At 58.6% G+C, this 19,881-nt stretch carries 17 protein-coding genes and 1 pseudogene; 6 read left to right on the forward strand and 12 right to left on the reverse strand.

The genetic code is table 11. The features are described from left to right. Position 1: 1 nt before the first annotated feature. Genes ACM6IO_RS08265 through ACM6IO_RS08275 form a run of 3 tightly spaced genes read right to left on the reverse strand, consistent with a single transcriptional unit; the run spans position 2 to position 7,184 of the window. The gene (locus ACM6IO_RS08265) at positions 2-2,716 is read right to left on the reverse strand and encodes a putative virulence factor (protein ID WP_223415406.1); all 2,715 of its coding nucleotides are present in this window, start codon (positions 2,714-2,716) and stop codon (positions 2-4) included. Continuing rightward, positions 2,713-5,778, reverse strand: a complete 3,066-nt coding sequence (locus ACM6IO_RS08270) for a virulence factor SrfB (protein ID WP_008030519.1) — start codon at positions 5,776-5,778, stop codon at positions 2,713-2,715. The genes ACM6IO_RS08265 and ACM6IO_RS08270 overlap by 4 nt, the downstream gene beginning before the upstream one ends. A 17-nt stretch (positions 5,779-5,795) precedes the next feature. Beyond that, a complete protein-coding gene (locus ACM6IO_RS08275) occupies positions 5,796-7,184 on the reverse strand; it encodes an SrfA family protein (RefSeq protein WP_414911274.1) in 1,389 nt (462 codons plus the stop codon). Positions 7,185-7,450: 266 nt separating this feature from the next. Here ACM6IO_RS08275 and ACM6IO_RS08280 point away from each other — a divergent pair, with 266 nt between their 5' ends. Further along, entirely contained in the window at positions 7,451-8,662 is a 1,212-nt protein-coding gene (locus ACM6IO_RS08280; protein ID WP_414911275.1) for an aldose 1-epimerase family protein, read from the forward strand. 5 nt (positions 8,663-8,667) lie between these two features. On the opposite strand, the gene ACM6IO_RS08285 is transcribed toward ACM6IO_RS08280, so the two are convergent. The 5 genes and pseudogenes from ACM6IO_RS08285 to ACM6IO_RS08305 all read right to left on the reverse strand — a co-directional run bounded on the left by ACM6IO_RS08285 (position 8,668) and on the right by ACM6IO_RS08305 (position 13,224). Then, positions 8,668-10,161 (reverse strand): YifB family Mg chelatase-like AAA ATPase, encoded by a 1,494-nt coding sequence (locus ACM6IO_RS08285; RefSeq protein ID WP_008037951.1) that lies wholly within the window; start codon positions 10,159-10,161, stop codon positions 8,668-8,670. A gap of 526 nt (positions 10,162-10,687) precedes the next feature. After that, positions 10,688-12,331 carry an anti-phage dCTP deaminase gene (locus ACM6IO_RS08290; protein ID WP_192228219.1) on the reverse strand — a complete coding sequence of 548 codons (1,644 nt, stop codon included), beginning with the start codon at positions 12,329-12,331 and terminating at the stop codon, positions 10,688-10,690. A 39-nt stretch (positions 12,332-12,370) separates the two neighbouring features. After that, positions 12,371-12,544 carry a hypothetical protein gene (locus ACM6IO_RS08295; RefSeq protein ID WP_414911276.1) on the reverse strand — a complete coding sequence of 58 codons (174 nt, stop codon included), beginning with the start codon at positions 12,542-12,544 and terminating at the stop codon, positions 12,371-12,373. A gap of 186 nt (positions 12,545-12,730) precedes the next feature. Beyond that, positions 12,731-12,886 (reverse strand): annotated as a pseudogene (locus tag ACM6IO_RS08300) (magnesium chelatase); the annotation flags it as partial. Between the two features lie 149 nt (positions 12,887-13,035). Further along, positions 13,036-13,224 carry a hypothetical protein gene (locus ACM6IO_RS08305; RefSeq protein WP_192227471.1) on the reverse strand — a complete coding sequence of 63 codons (189 nt, stop codon included), beginning with the start codon at positions 13,222-13,224 and terminating at the stop codon, positions 13,036-13,038. 195 nt (positions 13,225-13,419) lie between these two features. On the opposite strand from ACM6IO_RS08305, the gene ACM6IO_RS08310 reads away from it, so the two are divergent. Further along, positions 13,420-13,683: a HigA family addiction module antitoxin gene (locus tag ACM6IO_RS08310; RefSeq protein ID WP_192227472.1), complete on the forward strand. Its 264-nt coding sequence runs from the start codon at positions 13,420-13,422 to the stop codon at positions 13,681-13,683. Between the two features lie 10 nt (positions 13,684-13,693). On the opposite strand, the gene ACM6IO_RS08315 is transcribed toward ACM6IO_RS08310, so the two are convergent. Further along, entirely contained in the window at positions 13,694-14,221 is a 528-nt protein-coding gene (locus ACM6IO_RS08315) for a Bro-N domain-containing protein (protein WP_414911277.1), read from the reverse strand. 411 nt (positions 14,222-14,632) lie between these two features. Further along, entirely contained in the window at positions 14,633-14,893 is a 261-nt protein-coding gene (locus ACM6IO_RS08320; RefSeq protein ID WP_008030504.1) for an accessory factor UbiK family protein, read from the reverse strand. Between the two features lie 418 nt (positions 14,894-15,311). Between ACM6IO_RS08320 and glnK the strand changes: the two genes are divergently transcribed. From glnK to sutA, 4 genes are all read left to right on the forward strand, one after another. Then, positions 15,312-15,650, forward strand: coding sequence for a P-II family nitrogen regulator (gene glnK, locus ACM6IO_RS08325; RefSeq protein WP_002555808.1), 339 nt, complete (start codon positions 15,312-15,314; stop codon positions 15,648-15,650). Positions 15,651-15,686: 36 nt separating this feature from the next. Then, entirely contained in the window at positions 15,687-17,024 is a 1,338-nt protein-coding gene (locus tag ACM6IO_RS08330) for an ammonium transporter (RefSeq protein WP_008030500.1), read from the forward strand. Between the two features lie 213 nt (positions 17,025-17,237). Continuing rightward, the gene (locus tag ACM6IO_RS08335; RefSeq protein ID WP_008030499.1) at positions 17,238-17,663 is read left to right on the forward strand and encodes a secondary thiamine-phosphate synthase enzyme YjbQ; all 426 of its coding nucleotides are present in this window, start codon (positions 17,238-17,240) and stop codon (positions 17,661-17,663) included. A gap of 101 nt (positions 17,664-17,764) precedes the next feature. Continuing rightward, positions 17,765-18,088, forward strand: a complete 324-nt coding sequence (gene sutA, locus ACM6IO_RS08340; protein WP_008030496.1) for a transcriptional regulator SutA — start codon at positions 17,765-17,767, stop codon at positions 18,086-18,088. A 191-nt stretch (positions 18,089-18,279) separates the two neighbouring features. Here the strand turns inward: sutA and ACM6IO_RS08345 are convergent, their stop codons facing one another. Then, entirely contained in the window at positions 18,280-18,984 is a 705-nt protein-coding gene (locus ACM6IO_RS08345; protein WP_192227474.1) for an HAD family hydrolase, read from the reverse strand. Then, entirely contained in the window at positions 18,981-19,880 is a 900-nt protein-coding gene (xerC, locus tag ACM6IO_RS08350) for a tyrosine recombinase XerC (RefSeq protein ID WP_008040629.1), read from the reverse strand. The genes ACM6IO_RS08345 and xerC overlap by 4 nt, the downstream gene beginning before the upstream one ends. Between the last annotated feature and the right edge of the window lies 1 nt (position 19,881).

A 19,881-nucleotide genomic window follows, 5' to 3' on the forward strand; every position in this document is an offset into this window, starting at 1 on the left:
CTTATCTCGCTGCGAAGGCTGTGAGCACTTGGCCCAGCCGTTCGTTCTGTTCAGGGGTGATTTCGCGACCGGCACCATGGCCGGCATTGTCCTGCGTGATACAGGCCAGGCCCGAAAGCCAGTCGCCGAGATACCGTTGCGCCTGGTTCGCCGGTTGCGGCGGCAACTCCGGCACCTGTCCCGGACCGATGTCGGTATAGAACGAGAACAAGGGCGCTTTGGCACCGGTCCGGCTAGGTGGGCGCTCGCTCACGGGTTTCTGGAGGTAGCCGAACCAGGACACGAAATCGCGCAGCACGCGTTGTACTTCCAGTACCTGGCGCTCAACCAGTTGATCGCGACGCGCACCGCTCTGGGCACGCTTGAGGACGGCGCGGCTCAGTTGCCCCGGCAAATCCTGGCGATAACCGGCAGTGATCAGCTCGTCGACCACCGCTTCGAGCAAGGCTTTTTCCAGCCCCAGCAGGTTGAGCAGGCTTTGCCGGGTGGTCAGTTCGCGCAAGTGCGCGACCCAGGCCTTGAAGGCCGCTTTGGCAAAACGGTGTTCGTTGCTTTGCAGTTCCGGGACCGGCGTGTGGGGCTTGCTGCTGGCCGGTGTGCTGTCGGGGCTGGCGTCATCGCCGAAATCGAAATCGAAACCGGCGTCGTTGCCGTACAGGCTCTGGCTCGGTGTCAGGGCGACCGGCTCATCGCTGACCGCTGGCTCGTCATCGGTTTCGTACACGCCGCTGAGGTACAGGTCGCGCACCTCTTCGCTCGGCATGTCGAGTTGATCGATGAGTTCGCCCAGCACCGCCGGACGACGGCCCAGGGTCGACAGAATCATCTGTGCCTGGGCTTTCTTGGCAGCGGCGGCGCCGTCACCGTCGGCGTGATACCAGGTGCTCAGACCATGCGTGGTCAGGCCTTCAAGGCATTCGTCCAGCTGCTCGCGGATGCGCTGCAGCTTGAATTCGATATTGGCCACGCCCTTGAAACTGCCGCTGAAGTGACTGATGCCACCGTCATCGTTGCGCAGCATTTCTTTCCAGGTATTGGCGGGATTGCTGACGTGTTTGCACACCAGCGCGTTGCTCGCAAAGCTTTCGCCCAGCGCATCGACGCGTTCCTGGTAACTGGCGTTGATCCCGGTTTCGGCGCCGCTGGCGTCCTGGACGATGAATGCCGCGTCCATGCGCGGTTTACGCACCAGGAAGGTGTTCTGGAACGGCGTGCCGGCCCAGTCGTTCATCCAGCTCAAGCTGCCGAAACGCTCCAGCATGGTCAGCTTGACCATGCCGTTCCAGCTCTCGTCGTACTGATCGGGTGTCAGGCTCAGGGAGTTGGTGATGCGCAGGTCGAGCATGGTCAATGCCCAGATCAGACCGGTGTCGCGTTTGCTGCGAGCGGCCGCGTCGGCGCCCTGGGTTTTTTCGATCCAGCGCGTCAGCACCGGGCCAACGTCGTTGACGTCGCTTTGTTTGGTCGAGCCGGTGCACACCACCAGCGCGTTCATTTCCTGATTGTCGGTGTAGCGCTCAAACAGGTACGCGACCTTGCCGCGCAGAATCAGCTGCGAGACGGAGTTGTCCTTGGTGGCGGATTCCGGGTCGTTGGAGTTGGCGATCTCGTGCAGCTTCTTGCGTCCGCGATAGCCGGGGAAGTCGAGCAGATCGACCTGGTTGACGATGTCATCGGCCGGGGCTTCGATCAGGCCGAACGTCATTTCCGCCGTGAGTGCCGCCAGTTGCGCGACGGGAATGCCCTGGCTGTTTTGCAGGCGACCGTCGATGCGTGGCCGCACGTCGATCGGCAAGTCCCGCGGGCTGCCGAAGCGCTCGAGGATGTCGACGTTCATGATGCTGTCGCGCTGGCTGTAAGTGTCGTTTTCGAAACTCACCAAGGCCTTCAATGGCGCGAATACGGTCTCGGGCAGGCCCAGCTTGTGCAGCGCGCCGGCCAGTTGCTGATACACGCGCGTCAGTTCGCTTTGCTCACCCCAAAGAATGGCGAACAGCTCGGCACGTTCCTGGAAGTTCAGGCGCGGCGCGAGCTGCAAGGCTTTCGGCCAATACAGGTGCTCGAGTTTTTTCACCGAGTTACGGAAGTTGTCTCGCAGGTAATCCCACAGCGACACCAGATCGTCGGCGCTGACACCCGGCTGCATCGGCCCGGTCTCGCGGCCTTCGAACGGCTTGAGGACTCGCTGGATGCGTTCTTCGTCAATCTCGTAGGAAATCCGTTCAAGGTCGAAATCCTTGAACCAGGAGTTGGCGAGAATCTTCGCCAGCTCGATTTCCTTGAACAGCGTCAGCTCCACCGGGAAATCCGGGTCCTGGCTCGGTGTGGCCCGCCGGCTGAAGCGCGTCACCAGGCCGGTGGCTTCCTTGCCGCCACCCACCGGGTTGATGTGCTTGATGAAGTCCAGGCGCTGGCCGCCGAAATCGGTTTCCAGTTTGCCGTTCTGCCCGGCCGCGAGGGCCGAGATCAGGTAGGACTTGCCCGCCTGGGACAAACCGAAAAAGCCGATGGTCATCGGCGTGCAGGCCACGCGACCGAGGCTGTGGGCCAGGTTGCGGGCGCGATGCAGGCGGATGTTCAGGTTGTCGGCTTCGCTGTCCAGACGTGGCGCGTTGACACGGGTCTGGCCAATCCATTCCAGCGCCTGACCGGCACCTTCATAAACAGCGGCCCAGCGGGTAGAGAGCTGATGTTGATCGGGGGTCAGGTCATTCATTTGCGTTTCACACTTCCACTGTCGAGCCAGTACTTGGTCTCGCTCAGGCCGGCGTCGAGCATGGTGTTGAGTTCCAGCTCGAGGTCGCTGCGCGGGTTGAAGTTGACGTTGCTGCAGTTGGATTCGATGTTGCGTACCGAGAGGCGGTCGCTGACGAGATCCTGCTTGCGTGTGTACTTGTCCGCCGGTTTGACCTCGAAGCGCACCTTGAGCAGCGGCGCGCTGCCGTTTTCACCGATCGCACGGGAGAACTTCTCCCGACCGGCCTTGGTGAAACGCAAGGTGTACAGCGGCGAAGCGGCCCAGCGGTCGGCGGCCAGCTGACGGAAACCGAGGCGCAGATCGCCGCGCATTTCCAGCTGAGGCGTGTCGGCGGCGTCGCCCGTGCCGATTTCCGGCAGCTTGATTTTGTAGTCTTCGGACTGAATGTCGCGGTACAGCACGTCGGCATCCTTGATCACGTTGTTCAGGTCGATAACGCCGATGTTTTTGACCGTCGAATACGGTTTGAGTGCCGAAGCGCGGAAGTAGAAGTTCGGCACACTGTGGTTGGCGCACAACAGGCACAGCATCGCGCCGACCGAAGCGGTGCTTTTCGGGTCGTCGATCAGGCCGTTCTTGTGGAACGGGTACCAGCCGCCAGTGCGGTAGTTCTGCAACGCCAGGATGCGCCCCGGTGGCAGCGGCAACACCTTGCGGATGAACGCCTGAATGCCGGGCAGGCGCGAAGGGCGGCCGGTCAGCAGCAGGACGTCGCACGGGTAATGCGCGACCACTTCACACAGCGCACCGAGGATCTTGGTGATGTTGATCTGATCGTTGAGGAATGCGGCATGGAGCTTTTGCAGGTCGAAGCTGATCAACGATTCGTACAGGTCAAAGGCGCTTTGGCTGCCGACATCACGACGCACGGCGGCATTGACGTAATCGAGCACGGTCTGGCTGATTGCGTTGTCGCCCAGCAATTGGCGGTACGTCTGGGTGCTCACTTCCTGCTGGTCTTGCGGGTCGTAATGCTCGTAGGCCTTGAGCAGCGCCAGGCCCAGCGGGGCGAATACCTGCAGGTTCAGTTGCTGGCGCAGGATCATGTCCTGGGCGCTGACCGATTCATCGCCACACAGCCGCGACATCAGCGAGACGGGCGATTTGACCCCTGAGATCTGCAAGGCTTTTTCGAAGCTCGGCAGGACGAAGTCCTGAATCACGTCCAGCAGAATGTCGTCGCCGGCCACTTTGAAGCCATCGCGAAAACGCTGCTCGGGCACGATGTGCACGTTGCTGCCGCTGCCGGTGTTGCCGGCGCGGTCGAGGCGATAGTCGGTGATCACCAGGTCGGTGGTGCCACCGCCAATGTCGATGGTCGCCAGGGTGATGCGTTCACGGTCGGTTTTGTCCGGCCGGGCGAGGGTGTCGAAAAACTCTTCCGGGTGCCCGGCGAAGTTCTCGTTGACCTCGGTGTACAGGTACACCAACTGGCCGCAGGAGGCTTCGTCCCATTCGACGCGGATGCTCGGGATCGGCGTGCGCGGGCTGACGGCCTGGTCCTGATGCGGGTCTTCCTCGCCGGCATGCCAGCCGAGGCTTTTCCACACCAGGCCGATGGCCTGCTGCATGCGTTCGTTGAGGATGCTGCGCTCGGCCTGCGGCATGCCCGGCGGCACGGTCAGGGTGATGCTGTTGAGCTGGCGCGGCACACGGGTGTGACCCTGGCGCGAGCGCTGGGCCGGGCTGTTGATTTGCGACAGCGCCTGGGCCAGGACCTCGGCGAGCATGAACGTCATCAGCGAGCTGCGCGAATAACGCGGCATGAACACCGGCAGACGATCGTCTTCTTCAAGACTGTAAAGCGCCTCGCCGGTTTCATTGATCAGGTGCGAGAACGGCGCGGCAGTGGCGTACGGCTCGCTGTCGGTCTTGATGTACGAGCAGTTGAAGCGCCAGCCGTGGCCGTAGGCGTTTTCGTCCCACAGGTAGCGTTTCGGGCTGGACAGCCCGGTCGAGCCTTCGGTGCCGCGACGACGGCTGGCCAGACGACTGGCCTCGTTGCCGACACGGGCAATCGTCGCCCACTGGAACGCATCATGCCGGCCGCTTTTGACCGAGCAGTGGTCCTTGCCGAAATACGCCTGGGCGAATTCCACACGGCTTTCGAATGGCAGGTTGTAAGTGTGTTCGGGGGTGATCAGGTCGCGCAGTTCCAGCACGTAGTTCTGTTTCAACCCGGAACCGGCCTGACCGTGGTTCTCGATCAGAATGCCGCAGGTGCGCGAGTTGCCGACGTCCAGCACCAGGTCCACCGGAATCGGTTTGACGAGGCCATTGCTGTCGTTGGCAACCACCTTCAATTCAGGGATTTCAACTTTCGGCCGGGCAGTCGACTGCTCCGCCGCCGATGGCTTGCTCAGAAGGCTCAGCAAGTTGAGGTAGTGCGCCAAGTGATAGTTGGCGCGGATGTCGGTGTCCAGTTCTGCGCGCGAGCGGTGGGCATTGCCCTCGTTGAATACTTCCAGCAGCCATTCGTTGACCCACGGCTGGGCCAGGAACCAACGGGTTTCGCTGGCCTTCGTCGCCAGTTTGAAGGACACGCCGGAACTGATGTCTTCTTCGTTTGGCGCCAGGTAAGCGGTGCCGTCACGCTTGGGCATCACGCGGCTGTCGAAGGCCATCGTCAGGCGGTGGGTGTTGCCGTCGATGTCGGGCGTCGCCAGTTTGACCAGGCGCATGCGCGACCAGTTGGTCGGGCCTTCGTCGAAGCGGTGCGGCGGCATGAAGCGGAAAAACGGCGTCGGCAGCCAGACACCGTCGAGCAGCTCGAGGCTGCTTTTCATGTCAACGCTGAACGCAGGTTTGGCTTTTTCGACCTTTTCCGGCTCCGGCTCGTAGAAAAAGAAGTCTTTCTCTTCGTTGTATGACAGGCGGCAGATCAACCCGCTGATCATCGGCGCGAACTCGCCCGCCGGTTCTTTGCGAGGGTCCAGGCGCAGGGCGAAATCCATGAACTGGATGCCGGTGTCGCTGACCAGCGTGACGGTGTCTTCGAATTGGGTGACTTCAGGCAACATGTCGGGTTATTCCGTTTTTATTCGGCCACGTGCCGCATGGACATGGGGAATTGTTCTTTGCCGTAACCGCCGGTGCAGTCTGCGACTGTGGTCGCCCCTTTGCGGCAGTTGACCTTGGGCATGTCGTAAGTGCTGCCATCGCCACACACGGCCTGGCCCTGACTGTCGATGGCCAAGCTGCCACCCTTCATAGTAGCGCTCACCGGCCCGGTGCATTTCGTGCCGTCGGCCTGGTGTACGGTGACTTCGCCCTTACCGTCCTTGAGCTGGTATTCCAGACGCAGCGGTTTGCCGGTCCGGCGGTCCTGAATACCGGCGCCGGCGCGGAACTGACCGTCGAGGAACTTGGCGGCACCGTCGGCGGCGTCCGGTGGAATGCTCAGGGGAGGGCCGGGTTTTGCGGCGGCGGATTTTTCGGCCTCGGGCGAAGTGATATCCGGCGGCGCGGTTTTGTTTTCGGGCGGGGTGGCGGGCGATTCGGCTGCCGGGTCTTTGGCTGGGTCTTTGGCCAGGTCGGCCGGCGCTGCATCTGCCTCGTTGCCCTCGACCGCCGGCGCTTCCACTCCTTGGGTTTCGGTCACGGCGGTACCGGTGCCGGTTCCAGTGGTAGAGCCTACAACGGTGCCCGTCACCGGAACGCCGTTCAGCGTCGTGGCATTGCCGGTCAGTTGCGGTTCTTCCAGCTGTTTTTCCACCGGCACGATGCCCTCAGGCAGCAGGTCTACCGCCACCAACGGAATCGGCACGCAACCACGCAGACCAAGCAACAGCCACAAAAGCAGTAGCAGGAACGGCAGCAGCAACAGCCACCACCAGCGACGCCACCACGGACGAGCAACCACCGGCACGACGGGCGCAACGACGGGCGCAACGACAGGCGCGGCTTCGACCACCGGGGGCAGCGTAAACGCGGGCGGAACCTGATAGAGGCAGTGCAGGGGATCGCGATTACCGGTACCGGCATGCTCGAAACCCCAAAAGGTCAGCACCGGCTTGCCTTGCACCAGGTAGACGAAATTCTCATCGGGGAAATGAATCACGCGCTTGAGCAGCTTGCCGAACATGGCCTTGTCGCCTTGCTGCTGTTCGCCGGATTCAGTGCCCAGGAAACGCTGGCTCAATTCCTCGAGCGCGGTTTTCAGCGCTTCAAGTTGGCGGCGGGCTGGGGCGCGTTCTTCTTCGGTCGCACTGCTCCACGGGATCACATCGCCGTCGAGGCCGCTGTACCAATCGATCTGGTTACCGAGCTCATCGCTTTGAGGGATGGCCAGATGATCGACCATTTCGGGGTTCTTGCGGCGAATGGCTTCGCGCAATTGCAGGGCCGCCCGGTATACCGGTTGACCTGTTTCGCCCAAGGCTGTGAATGACCCGCTCTTACCGCTGCGTAATAGTGCCCCGCGCATTCAAACTCCATATGTTCTGTTGCGCAAAAATGACAGACAAAGTTGTCTGTTCTTGCTCCTGCAATTAGCTGGCGACCTTAATGTCATAATGATGTCGCCGTCAATCATCCGGAGGTCCAAAACCGTATGAGACTAGCGTAAGCGTGCGGAGGTTGCATGGGGTCAATTTAAATTGGCTTGGGAAGGCTTGGGTGTAAGCTTTTTAAGCTTGCTGAATCGTTTCATCAGCGCTATAAAAAATGCACAACTCCAAGAAAGGCCTCCCCATGACTCCGCTCAAATTCGTCGTTGCCTTTGGCGCTCTGTCCGCCTCCCACGCCATGGCTTGGGATTACGTCCTGCTCGACAGCGACAAGGCTGCTCAAAACTGGCAGATCACCAGCCAGCAACTCGGTGTGAAAACCGACAAACCCTTCTCCGTGACCCTTCGTAACTTGCACGGCGGTCGGCAGGAGGGCGTCAGCATCGTCGACATCGATAACGGCACGATGAAACTCTCGGTGGTGCCGACTCGCGGGATGAACGTCCTGCAGGCATCGGTCGGCAATGTGCGCATGGGCTGGGATTCGCCGGTCAAGGACGTGGTCAATCCGTCCTTCATTGAGCTCAACGGTCGCGGCGGACTCGGCTGGCTCGAAGGTTTCAATGAGCTGGTCACCCGTTGCGGCTACGAATGGGTCGGCCACCCCGGCGTCGACAACGGCGAACTCCTGACCCTGCATGGCCGCGCTGCCAACATTCCGGCCAGCACAGTCACGCTGCACATCGACGAAAAACCGCCGTATGCCATCAGCCTGCGCGGCGAACTGAAAGAACAGGCCTTCAAGAAAGTCGACTTCTCGGTGATCACCGAGCTGGTCACCGAGCCCGGCAGCGCAGCGTTCGCTCTCAACGATACCCTGACCAACAATGGCGACTATCCGAAGGAATATCAGGCGCTGTACCACAGTAACTTCAGCACGCCATTCCTGGAGCAGGGCGCGCGTTTCGTTGCGCCGGTCAAACAGGTGTCGCCGTTCAACGACAAGGCCAAAGGTGATCTGCCGGACTGGCAGACTTACCGCGCGCCGACCAAGGACTACGACGAAACGGTTTACAACGTGGTGCCGTATGGCGACGCCAAGGGTGACACATTGACGGTGTTGCATAACAAGGCAGGTAGCCTGGGCGTTTCGGTCGGCTTTAACACTAAAACGCTGCCCGTGTTTTCGCTGTGGAAAAACACCGATACCCAAGGCCAGGGCTATGTCACCGGTCTCGAGCCGGGGACCAGCTTTTCCTATAACCGGCGCTATCAGCGGCCGCTGGGGCTGGTGCCGACGATTGCGCCGAAGGAGCACAAGCAGTTTCAGATCAGTTACAGCTTGTTGGCGGACAAGGGCGCTGTGGACCAGGCGCTGAAGCGGGTGAGTGACATTCAGGACGGGCGGGAAACCGAGGTTCGGCAGACGCCGTTGGTGGATCTGACGAAGGAGTGATTTCATCAGCTGGAGGTTGGCCGGTATTGCAGCGCTTCAGCCAGATGACCACGGGTGATGCCATCGACCTGCTCAAGGTCTGCGAGGGTTCGAGCGACCTTGAGCAATCGATGCGCAGACCTCAGCGACAGGGTCAGTCGTTCGCACGCTGTTTCCAGCCAGGTTTCGTCGATTGTGGATAACGTGCAGTGTTTGCGCAGGCCCGGCAGATCAAGGAAAGCGTTCGCGCAGCCCTGGCGTTTGTGTTGACGCTCTCTGGCGTCGGCGACCAGCAACGCGGCAGTGGCGGTGTCATCGCCGGGTTTGAGTGCAGGATTCAGCGCCGTGGCTTCCCGGGCGACGGTCAGGTGCAGGTCGATACGGTCCAGCAATGGTCCCGACAATTTATTGCGGTAGCGCTGGACCATGTCCGGTGTACAACTGCATTTACCACTGGGTTCGCCAAGATATCCACAGGGACACGGGTTCATCGCGGCCACCAATTGAAAGCGGGCCGGAAACCTCACGCGATCCTTGGCGCGGGAAATCACGATATGGCCGGACTCCAGCGGCTCTCGCAAAACCTCCAGCACCTTGCGGTCGAACTCCGGCAGTTCGTCGAGGAATAGAACCCCATGGTGGGCGAGGGTGATTTCGCCAGGTTGCGGCTTCGAACCGCCGCCCACCAACGCCGGGCCGGAGGCAGAGTGATGGGGCTGGCGGAAGGGCCTTTGCGGCCAGTGGCTCAAGGGCACGCAACTGGTGACGGATTGAATGGCGGCGACTTCCAGCGCTTCATGTTCGGCCAAGGGTGGAAGCAGTCCTGGCAAACGACTCGCCAGAAGGGTTTTTCCGGTGCCAGGTGGTCCGCTGAACAGCAGGTTATGCGCGCCCGCCGCCGCAATCAGCAACGCGCGTTTGGCCGAGAGTTGGCCCTGTACTTCGTTCAAGTCTGGATAGGGTTTGCTGGCGTAAAGCAAACCGTTGGAAACGTAAGGCTCGACCGGTGTGTGCCCATTGAAGTGCGCGACCGCTTCCAGCAAATGATCCACCGCGATCACCTTCAACCCCGACGCCAGGCACGCCTCCTCGGCATTCGCCCGCGGCACCATCAGCGAGCGCCCGGCCTTGCGCGCTGCCAGTGCGGCCGGCAACACGCCTCGCACGGCACGTACCGCGCCTGATAGCGCCAGTTCTCCCAGGCATTCCACATCATCCAGTGTCAGCGTTGGCACCTGCACGCTGGCGGACAGAATCCCCAGGGCAATCGCCAGATCGAATCGTCCGCCGTCCTTCGGCAAATCAGCTGGAGCGAGATTCAGGGTGATACGCCGCGCCGGGAATTGCAGGCCTGAGTTGATGATCGCACTGCGCACCCGATCCTTGCTTTCCTTCACCGCCGCTTCGGGGAGACCGACCATGGTCAGCGATGGTAGACCGTTGGCCAGATGGACTTCGACGGTGACGGCGGGCGCATCCACGCCGATTTGGGCGCGGCTGTGGACGATGGAGAGGGACATGGTCATTCCTTGAGCTTTACGGGAAGCCGCTTCCTGCGGATTTTTGAAGGGTAGACCGGAAGGGAGATTCTGGTGGGGTGGGAGAGGGGGTAAACTTTCGCTGGATGTTGCGAAGGCTTTTGTCTGAATCGCGGGCGAAAAAAAACCGTCTTGAGGAGACGGTTTTTCGATTGCAGGCTTTGGTGAGGCCATGGCCCGTGCATCTTCGGTGGATACACTCGCGTGTGTTGAGTTTCTGGATGTTCGATCGTCGATGCAAGCATAGCCAACGATTTAAATATCTGTCCCGTTTATACGATGAAAGACCACTGCGTTATAGGGCACGGCTCAACTTTGCGTCTCTTTTCATCCGCGAGCTCGCACAATCGAGCCTTAGCGAGTTGGCAGTTTGAGTGGGATATTCAGCGATTCGCCTGATTAACGTTCAAGCGATGATTGGGGAGGTCACAGCAGGTTGTCCGTGAAGCCAGTTGCCAGGCTTCACGGGTCTAGATGGCTCACCAGTTTTTCAACGGGCAGGCTGGATTTAAGCCGCGCGAGGCGTAGGTGGTGTATTTGGAGCCGGAGGCGTAGGAGGTATATCTGGAGCTGACGGAGGAGGAGACGCTGACGTCGGCGCGACTTTCGACATCAGGTCCTGGACTACTTTGCTTTCGATGGTTTGATAAGGGTCAAGGTATTCGGTTCCGATATGTAAAGCATCGGTTTTAATAATGTCGACAGCTTGCCCACTGCTATCTTTACGATTTCCACGAGCAACAAAAAATGATGCGTATTTTCCTGGAGAAACGCCCGAAAAAGTCTCGAAGAGTGTTTTTCCTGCATGGTTTACGTCAGTTGTGATGGCGTCCTCATGCAGGTCTAGGGCCAAGCTTTTTTCGTAAGGCTCAATGTAAACTACGCGTTTAATACCCGCTGCAATGATGTGCCTTGCACAGTTATGACATGGGAACGTAGTGGTAAACATTTCACAGGAGTCCGTAGAATTACCTTGAGAACGAGCTAATCCCAAAATCGCTTCCATTTCAGCATGAATCGCGCGCGAAAACTCGATAATAGACCCGGCTCTAGTTTCTTTCTGGATGAGTTTAGCCAACTCGTCCTTTATTTCGTCAGAGACTTCAACTTTAGAGCTTACGATTTTGACAATGTCTTGGATAAGCGCCGATTTATGGATGTCGTTGTAGCATTTAGCTCCATGGTGGATGCACCGCTGGTCATTTACAGAGTCAGACGTATAAAGTCCGCCACCAAATTTCGGTACGTCGTTCCAACCTAGTGAAATAACGTTGCCTTCTTTATTGGCAATAGCAGCGCCCACTTGTCTGCTGAGACACGCAGATTTCAACGAGGCTGCATACGCAGCGTACATGCCGGACTCGTCCTTGGTCGGCGTAACACCATTTTTTCCATGCACTAGTGCTACAAAGCGTTGGCACGGCTCTAACAGATTGGATATCGAATCCTGATTGTTTCTAATAAAGTAATCAGCAAGCTGAACCGTTTTCTCAAGCTTTTGGCCATAAGTCGCGTTTATTTCATTTCTGTCCCTGTCTATAAGGAACTGCGCTTCATGGCCAGGAATTCTTTCGGTTCGAGTTAAGTAGTTGAAGCGAACATTTTGAGGGCTAAGAACACCGATCAAATAGAATATGTCGCCATAAACCAGTTTGAATAATTCAACTTCTTCAGGGTGCTTTAGCTGGTCTATTATATAGACCGTTTTTGGTGGTTTTGTTGTGTCGGCTCTTGACATCGCGATTTCGCGATTTGCCGCAACTTTCGCCATGGCAAGGGCAGCTAAAATTTGTGGATCAAAGCGTTTTCTAAGATCGTTGCCCAAATCTTGCAGGGCAGTATATCTCTCCTTTCCGACGTTATTGTCTATAGAAAGGTGTGAGAGATTTTCTGGCAACCCATGCTCGTGATAATGGGCTTTGATGATATCGCTGACTTTGATATGGACAGTTAAATATCCATATTCTTCAAATTGCAGTCGGGTGGTTCGAATGACGTCTGCCAAATTGCATCCGACCGGACCGCAAAACGCAACGATTATTTCGTCACTACGCCTTCCCTCAATGCGGTCCCTTATGTTGCGTGTACCGGTCGCTGAATCGGACTTGGCCGGCGCTCTTGCGGGGGCCGGTGCTGCTGCTGGTGCTGACATTCTCTGAGTCCTTGAGGCACTAGCAAAAGGTCGATTGCGTTACCAGTCTGCTTTTTGCGCCCTAGCTAAAATGCTTTCGATGGCTTTTTTGTATTCAGACTCGGCTTTTTTTTCTTTGAAGGACGCGAAGCCAACAATGTTGGAGTTCTGAACGGTTTCTTGGCGCGACGGCTTATCATTTTGATAGGCGTTCGGCTCGTCGAATCTCTTCATTTTCGTTCCTTGCGCAGATTGCGCGGAGCATGAGTTTCAAAAGCGATGCATTCTACATCTAGAAACCATGAAATCAACGTATTGACAAGCGATAGGTTAGCTGGCGTTCGACGTAAGGCAAGGATTGCGAACAAAAACTCCCCTTCGTTTCTCTGGCCTTTCGCCCTTATATACAGGCCTCATATGAGCTGTAAGAAATTTGTTAATTCGCTTGCTCAAAGCTGCTTCGGGCAAACCGACCATGATCAGCGAGGGCAAGCCGTTGGCCCAGTGGACTTCGACAGTGACAGCGGGAGCATCCACGCCCATCTGGGCGCGGCTATGGACGATGGAGAGGGATATGGCCGTTCCTTGAGCTGACGTGGGGGGCCGCTTCCTGCGGGTTTTTTAAGGGTAGTCACGAGATGAGGATTTCGCCTGGCGGGAGGGAAGGTCAGTTTTCGCAAGATGTTGCGAGTCATCATCGGATTGATTGGCATACGCACCCCCCGTCAGGCAGTTTCCTTAGGTTCAGCTCTTTTGCCAGCAAGTAGGCCTGGTGGTTCACGTTCTTTGCCGTGCGTGAAGGCAACTTCAAGAAAGCGTCGTTGATTGGCTGATAAATCTCCAGCCAAGAGACGCGCTTCTGCGTGAAATTCAGCAATTTGTAGCAGCTTCGCCTTTCGTTTTTTTAGGCTCATGCATACCTCGTCTATCGAACAGATCAAGACGAAGAGCATAGGGGCGCGGGTTCGGGGAATAAATCAGTCCTGGGATCTGCTTTTTGTAGGACCGTGCCGAGATAGATGAAGGACATCGGCGAAAGAGAGTGGATGGTCTTGCGAGGTGAAGATTGCTGCTTATGATCGAGCTGAATGCAGCCGTAGGAGGCGTGAATGAACACGAGTGGAATGCGCCCGATTCATCCTGGTGAAATTCTCAGTGAGGAGTTTTTGAAGCCGCTGGGTATGACAACCGAAGCTTTGGCTCGCTCGCTGAATGAGACGGAGGCGGAAATAGGCGATGTTGTGAGTCAGCAGGCCGGTGTCAGTGCTGGTCTGGCGAAGAAGTTATCCATCCAGTTGAACACCACGCCCGAATTCTGGCTGAATCTGCAATCGAGCTTCGATTTGCGTACAGCCCAGATCGAGCGTGGTTGACGTCAAGTGTTCAAAGCGATTGCAGCATCCTCGAAGCTCGCTTCCACCACGGCGTATTCACGGCGCATTGGTGTGGTTCGTGATCAACCAGCATCTGCGGAACATCCTGCAACCGAATCCACGGCTGGTTATTCCAGTGCAGCAAGCTCAGCGACATTTCCGGCCAGTTCAGCAGGCTGAGGATGGGGCGTTCGGTTGAGGTGGGTTGTTCTGCGTCTCTGAGGGCTGGCACTACGTCGTGGGTTAGCCATTCGCGCAGGGCTCGGTGTTCGGGGCAGTAGTGGTAGATCAGTAGTGCGTAGACGCCGGATTCGCTGATCAGCAGGGTGTTTTCGATGCTGCCGTGGATGAGCATTCGTGCGAACTGGCGCTGGTCGGGGTCGAGTTTGCGGACGGCGCGGTCGTCGAGGTGGAGGCGCAGGAAGCGGCCGAGGTCGCGGGCGCTGAGCCAGGGTTGGTTTTGGAGGAGGAGGGCGTGGAGGTGGAGTTTGTGGCGGGTGAAGACGTGGGGGATCAGATAAGCATCATCGCTATTCATTGATACAGCTCCTCTTGCTAAAAGGGCTGCCCGCAATCGTCGCCAAACAATTGGGTGGCAGTTGTACGCGGGTTGGCGAACCGGAGCAAAAGGAACCCGGCAGACCCGAAGGCCTCCCACGCACAACCGCCATGACTTGTGTCGATGGTCGTCATGCTCCTTAAGCTTCCAGGTCGCCAAACCCAGTGCTGAACATTCAGCATTGGGCGAGCTTAGGAACCGGGGCATTGCGACGCAATCGGACGGCGGTGGTTTTGTTGTAGGACGTTGCCGGGATTTTTGTGGGGCTGAAGATCAAATGATCGCAGCCTGCGGCAGCTCCTACAGGTAAATCTGAAGGTCGTTCCGACCTTCAATCGCGAGCAGGCTCGCTCCCACATTGGATCGGGTTTCAAAGTGGGATTTGCGGGGTTACTCGGTTGGGGGGTTGAGCTTTGCTTCCAGCTCCGCAACCTTCGCTTCCAGGCTTTCCAAGCGTGCCCGAGTGCGTGCGAGCACGACCATCTGGCTATCAAACTCTTCCCGGCTCACCAGGTCCAGTTTGCTGAAGCCGCTTTGCAGCAATGCCTTGAACTGGCTTTCGATTTCGCTTTTCGGCAGTGGGGTGTCGCCGCTGAAGAGGCGGGAGGCTGTGCCGGTCAAGGCGTCGAGGAAATCTTTGGGCGCGAGCATGGGAAAGGTCCTGGAAACAATGGCGGGCAGTGTATCACGCAGTGTCTATAGTCAATCCCGACCGCAGGGATGCACGCTTTTCGCGCATGCGGACGGACGGTGCCGCACCGTTGTTGTGCGTAACGCGTCCGGTGTTGCAGCGATGTGGTGGGCATCTACGGCCAAGAGCTTGAAAACTGAGGGTTTTGTGGAGATGGCAAGCTTTCTGCTTAGACGGTAGTGACCCATGCACTGATGCAGTCGATGTGACGAATGCAGTGCGCCAAGCGAAACGGGGGAAGAGTTTCGTGCGGAGCGGTTAGCTGGCGTCGGACGGGCAGGTAAGGCCGACGATGCGTTACAAAGCCAGGCACTGCGCTTAGACTTGAGCCGGGTTTGTTTTCCTGGGGCAAGTCCACCAATTCGGGAGAGAGTTTTCATGAAGCTAGTCACTGCCATCATCAAGCCGTTCAAGTTGGACGACGTGCGCGAATCGCTGTCCGAGATCGGCGTGCAGGGCATTACCGTTACCGAAGTCAAAGGCTTCGGGCGGCAGAAGGGTCACACCGAGCTGTATCGCGGCGCGGAATATGTGGTCGATTTCCTGCCCAAGGTGAAGATCGATGTCGCCATTGACGACAAGGATCTTGATCGGGTTATCGAGGCGATAACCAAGGCAGCCAACACCGGCAAGATCGGTGACGGCAAGATCTTCGTGGTCAATCTGGAACAGGCGATTCGCATCCGTACCGGCGAAACCGATACCGACGCGATTTAAGCCGCCACAAACCCCAACGCCCCAGGAGAAAACAATATGACTCTGCGTAAATTCGCAGGGCTAGGAGCCCTGTTGTCCCTCGTAATGCCCAGCCTGGCCATGGCGGCAGACGAAGTGGCGGCCCCAGTCCTCAATTCCGGCGATACCGCCTGGATGCTGACCTCGACAGCCCTCGTGCTGTTCATGACCATTCCCGGCCTCGCGCTGTTCTACGGCGGCATGGTTCGCTCCAAAAACATTCTTTCCGTGATGATGCAGTGCTTCGCCATTACCGGTCTGATCAGCGTCCTGTGGGTCATTTATGGCTACAGCATCGCGTTCGACACCACCGGCATGGAACAGGGCGTCGTCAACTTCAACTCCTTCTTCGGCGGCATGGGCAAGGCTTTCCTCGCCGGTGTCACCCCCGCCAGCCTGACGGGTCCTGCGGCGTTGTTCCCTGAGGCGGTGTTCATCACCTTCCAGATGACGTTCGCCATCATCACCCCTGCGCTGATCGTCGGTGCCTTCGCTGAGCGGATGAAGTTCTCCGCGATGCTGATCTTCATGGGTATCTGGTTCACTCTGGTTTATGCACCGATCGCGCACATGGTCTGGTCCGGTAACGGCGGCCTGATGTGGGACTGGGGCGTGCTCGATTTCGCCGGCGGCACCGTGGTGCACATCAACGCCGGTGTGGCCGGTCTGGTGGCGTGCATCGTGCTCGGCAAGCGCAAAGGCTTCCCGACCACCCCGATGGCCCCGCACAACCTCGGTTACACCCTGATGGGCGCGGCCATGCTGTGGGTTGGCTGGTTCGGCTTCAACGCCGGTTCCGCCGCAGCGGCCAACGGCACTGCTGGCATGGCGATGCTGGTTACCCAGATCGCAACCGCCGCCGCCGCACTGGGCTGGATGTTTGCCGAGTGGGTCACCCACGGCAAGCCAAGTGCACTGGGTATCGCCTCTGGTGTGGTCGCCGGTCTGGTTGCAATCACCCCGGCCGCTGGCACCGTGGGCCCGATGGGCGCGCTGGTGATCGGTCTGGCAGCGGGCGTGGTGTGCTTCTTCTGCGCCACCACCCTGAAACGCAAACTCGGTTATGACGATTCCCTGGACGCCTTCGGTGTACACGGTATCGGCGGTATCCTCGGCGCGATCCTGACTGGTGTGTTCGCCGCACCGTCGCTGGGTGGCTTCGGCACCGTCACCGACATCGCCGCACAAGTCTGGATTCAGTGCAAAGGCGTGGGCTTCACGGTGATCTACACCGCAATCGTCACCTACATCATTCTCAAGGTGCTGGACGCTGTCATGGGTCTGCGTATCACCGAAGAAGAAGAGGCTGTCGGCATCGATCTGGCGCTTCACAACGAACGCGGCTACAACTTGTAAGACGCGCATAAAAAACTTGCCCGGCTTGCCGGGCATTTTTTTGTCTGGAGTTTGTCAGTGTGAGGACTGCTGAAAGGTTTTTTCGTACACGTTTAGTGGTGTTTACGGCGGGCGTTTTTCTGCGGCCAATGGCTTACATGATTGAAGGAATATTAGGGCCTTTGTTTTTTCCCAGAGCGCGCTAGAATGCGCCCCGAACGTGCGGAGAACTGTATGTGGCAACAGACTCTGATTACCCTGCGGGCGAGGCCCCGGGGCTTTCATCTGGTAACGGACGAGTTACTCGCCGGCCTGCCTGAACTCAAGGCGTGTCGGGTCGGTCTGTTGCATTTGTGGCTGCAGCATACCTCGGCGTCGTTGACCATCAACGAGAACGCCGATCCGGCGGTACGTCGCGACTTCGAACGATTTTTCAATCGTCTGATCCCACAAGGAACAGACGGCTATGAGCATAACGACGAAGGCCTGGACGACCTCCCGGCGCACTTCAAGGCCAGCGTGCTTGGCTGTCAGCTCAGTTTGCCGATTTCGGCGGGCCGACTGGCGTTAGGGACCTGGCAAGGCGTTTATCTGGGCGAGCACCGTGATTTTGGCGGTGCCCGTAAAGTCCTCGCCACCGTGCACGGTGAAGAGGCATGAGCCGCTGGTCACCAGCGGTTATTGAATTTTTCCGGCAGCCTTCGACAGAGGGCAAAGCTGGGCTATAACTAATCTGCTTTTCGCAAGTCATGAGGTAGAACATGAGCGACGATGATCTGGAAAACGACGACCTCGAAGTAGGCGACGACGACGAAACCGAAGAAGGTCTGGAAGCAGCGGCGGAAGACGTCGCTGAAGACGACGGCGGTGATGCGCCCGTTCCGACCGCCAAAGGCAAAGCCAAGGCAGCGGTATCGGTCGATGAGCTGCCGAGCGTCGAAGCAAAAAACAAGGAACGCGATGCCTTGGCCAAGGCCATGGAAGAGTTCCTGGCCAAGGGCGGCAAGGTGCAGGAAGTGGAGGCCAATGTGGTCGCCGATCCTCCCAAGAAGCCTGACAACAAGTACGGCAGCCGGCCTATCTAAGCGTCTGCCCTTGCTTGCTGAAAAAGCCCGCCGTCGCTGCGGGCTTTTTCATGGGTGATAGATAGGTGGACCGCGTTATCGTTCTTCGCGGGCAAGCCTCGCTCCTACAGGATTTGTGTCGTTCACATAATTGGCGTGCGACACAAATCCTGTAGGAGCGAGGCTTGCCCGCGAAGGCGGCCTCAAAGGTGCTACGAAATTGAATTCCACCGCGCCAGCAACGCCGGCAGCTCGGTCAGGCTGCGGATTTCTGCGTCCGGCGCTTTCTGCGCCTCCCACAATTTGCCTTGCGGGTTGAACCAGATCGCCCGCAACCCCGCCTGCTGTGCCCCGGCAATGTCATCACCCGGATGGTCGCCGATATGCACCGCCGTCGCGGCCGTTGCGCCGCCACGCTTCAGCGCCTCATGAAACAGGCGTGCGTCCGGTTTGGCGATGCCGATGTCTTCGGCGCACAGCGCAAATTTGAAGTAGTCGGCCAGCCCTAAACGGCGCACATCGGCATTGCCATTGGTGACGACGCCGAGTGCATAGTGTTTGGCCAGCGTCTCCAGTGTCGGTTCGACTTCCGGGAAGATTTCCAGCTGATGCCGGGCATGCAGAAACACTTCAAAACTCTGATCGGCCAGGTCTGACGCCTGTTCATGGCCGTAACCGGCTTCTTCCAGTGCGTGGAAAAGCACCCGGCGACGCAAGGCGCTGATTCGATGCTTGAGGCCCGGTTCGTTGCCCAGAATGCGCTCGCGAATCCCCCACAAATGCTCCACCGGCACCGCGCCCAGATTCGGTGCATGTTCGGTCAGCCATTCACGCAATACGGCTTCGGCGCTGACGATGACCGGGGCGGTATCCCACAAGGTGTCGTCGAGGTCGAAGGTGATCAATTGGATCGTCATGAATCATCGCCCTTAATGCGTTTGGCCCGTGGATGGGCGCTGTCGTAAACCGTCGCCAGATGCTGGAAGTCCAGATGGGTGTAGATCTGGGTGGTCTTGATGTCCGAGTGGCCGAGTAATTCCTGCACCGCGCGCAGGTCCTGCGAGGACTCCAGCAGGTGGCTGGCGAAGGAGTGTCGCAACATGTGTGGGTGCAGGTTTTGCCCCAGTTCACGCTCACCGGCGGCCTTGACCCGCACCTGAATCGCCCGAGGGCCGAGGCGCCGGCCTTGCTGGCTGACAAACACGGCGTCATCCGCCGGGTTGGTCATGGCGCGCAATGGCAGCCACAACTCCAGTGCTTCGCGGGCCTTTTTACCGACCGGCAACAGGCGCGTCTTGCTACCTTTACCGAGCACCTGAACCATGCCGTCGGCCAGGTCCAGTTGATCGAGATTGAGCCCGGTCAGCTCCGAAAGCCGCAAGCCCGAGGAATAGAACAGCTCCAGAATCGCCTGGTCCCGACGCGCCAGAAAGTCATCCTCCACCGCACCTTCAAGCAGTTGCAGCGCACGGTCGGTGTCGAGGGTTTTCGGCAATCGCCGCTCGCCTTTCGGCGGCGCCAGGCCATTGGCTGGATCGTGATCGCAAAGGCCTTCGCGGTTCAGATAATGATAGAGCCCACGCACGGCCGAGAGCAGGCGCGCCAGGCTGCGCGACGATTGACCCTGGGAATGCAGGCGGGCGATCAGGCTGCGCAGGCGCTGGATATCCAGCGCTGCCCAGCTGCCGATGTTCTGTTTGACACAGAAGCCCAGCACTTTGTCGAGGTCGCGGCGGTAGGCGTACAGCGTGTGGGGCGACACCTGTCGCTCACTGCGCAGGTGTTCGCAGTAAGCGTCCAGTTGCCGTTCCACG

Source organism: Pseudomonas sp. IT-P44, from assembly GCF_949768225.1.
GTDB lineage: Bacteria > Pseudomonadota > Gammaproteobacteria > Pseudomonadales > Pseudomonadaceae > Aquipseudomonas > Aquipseudomonas migulae.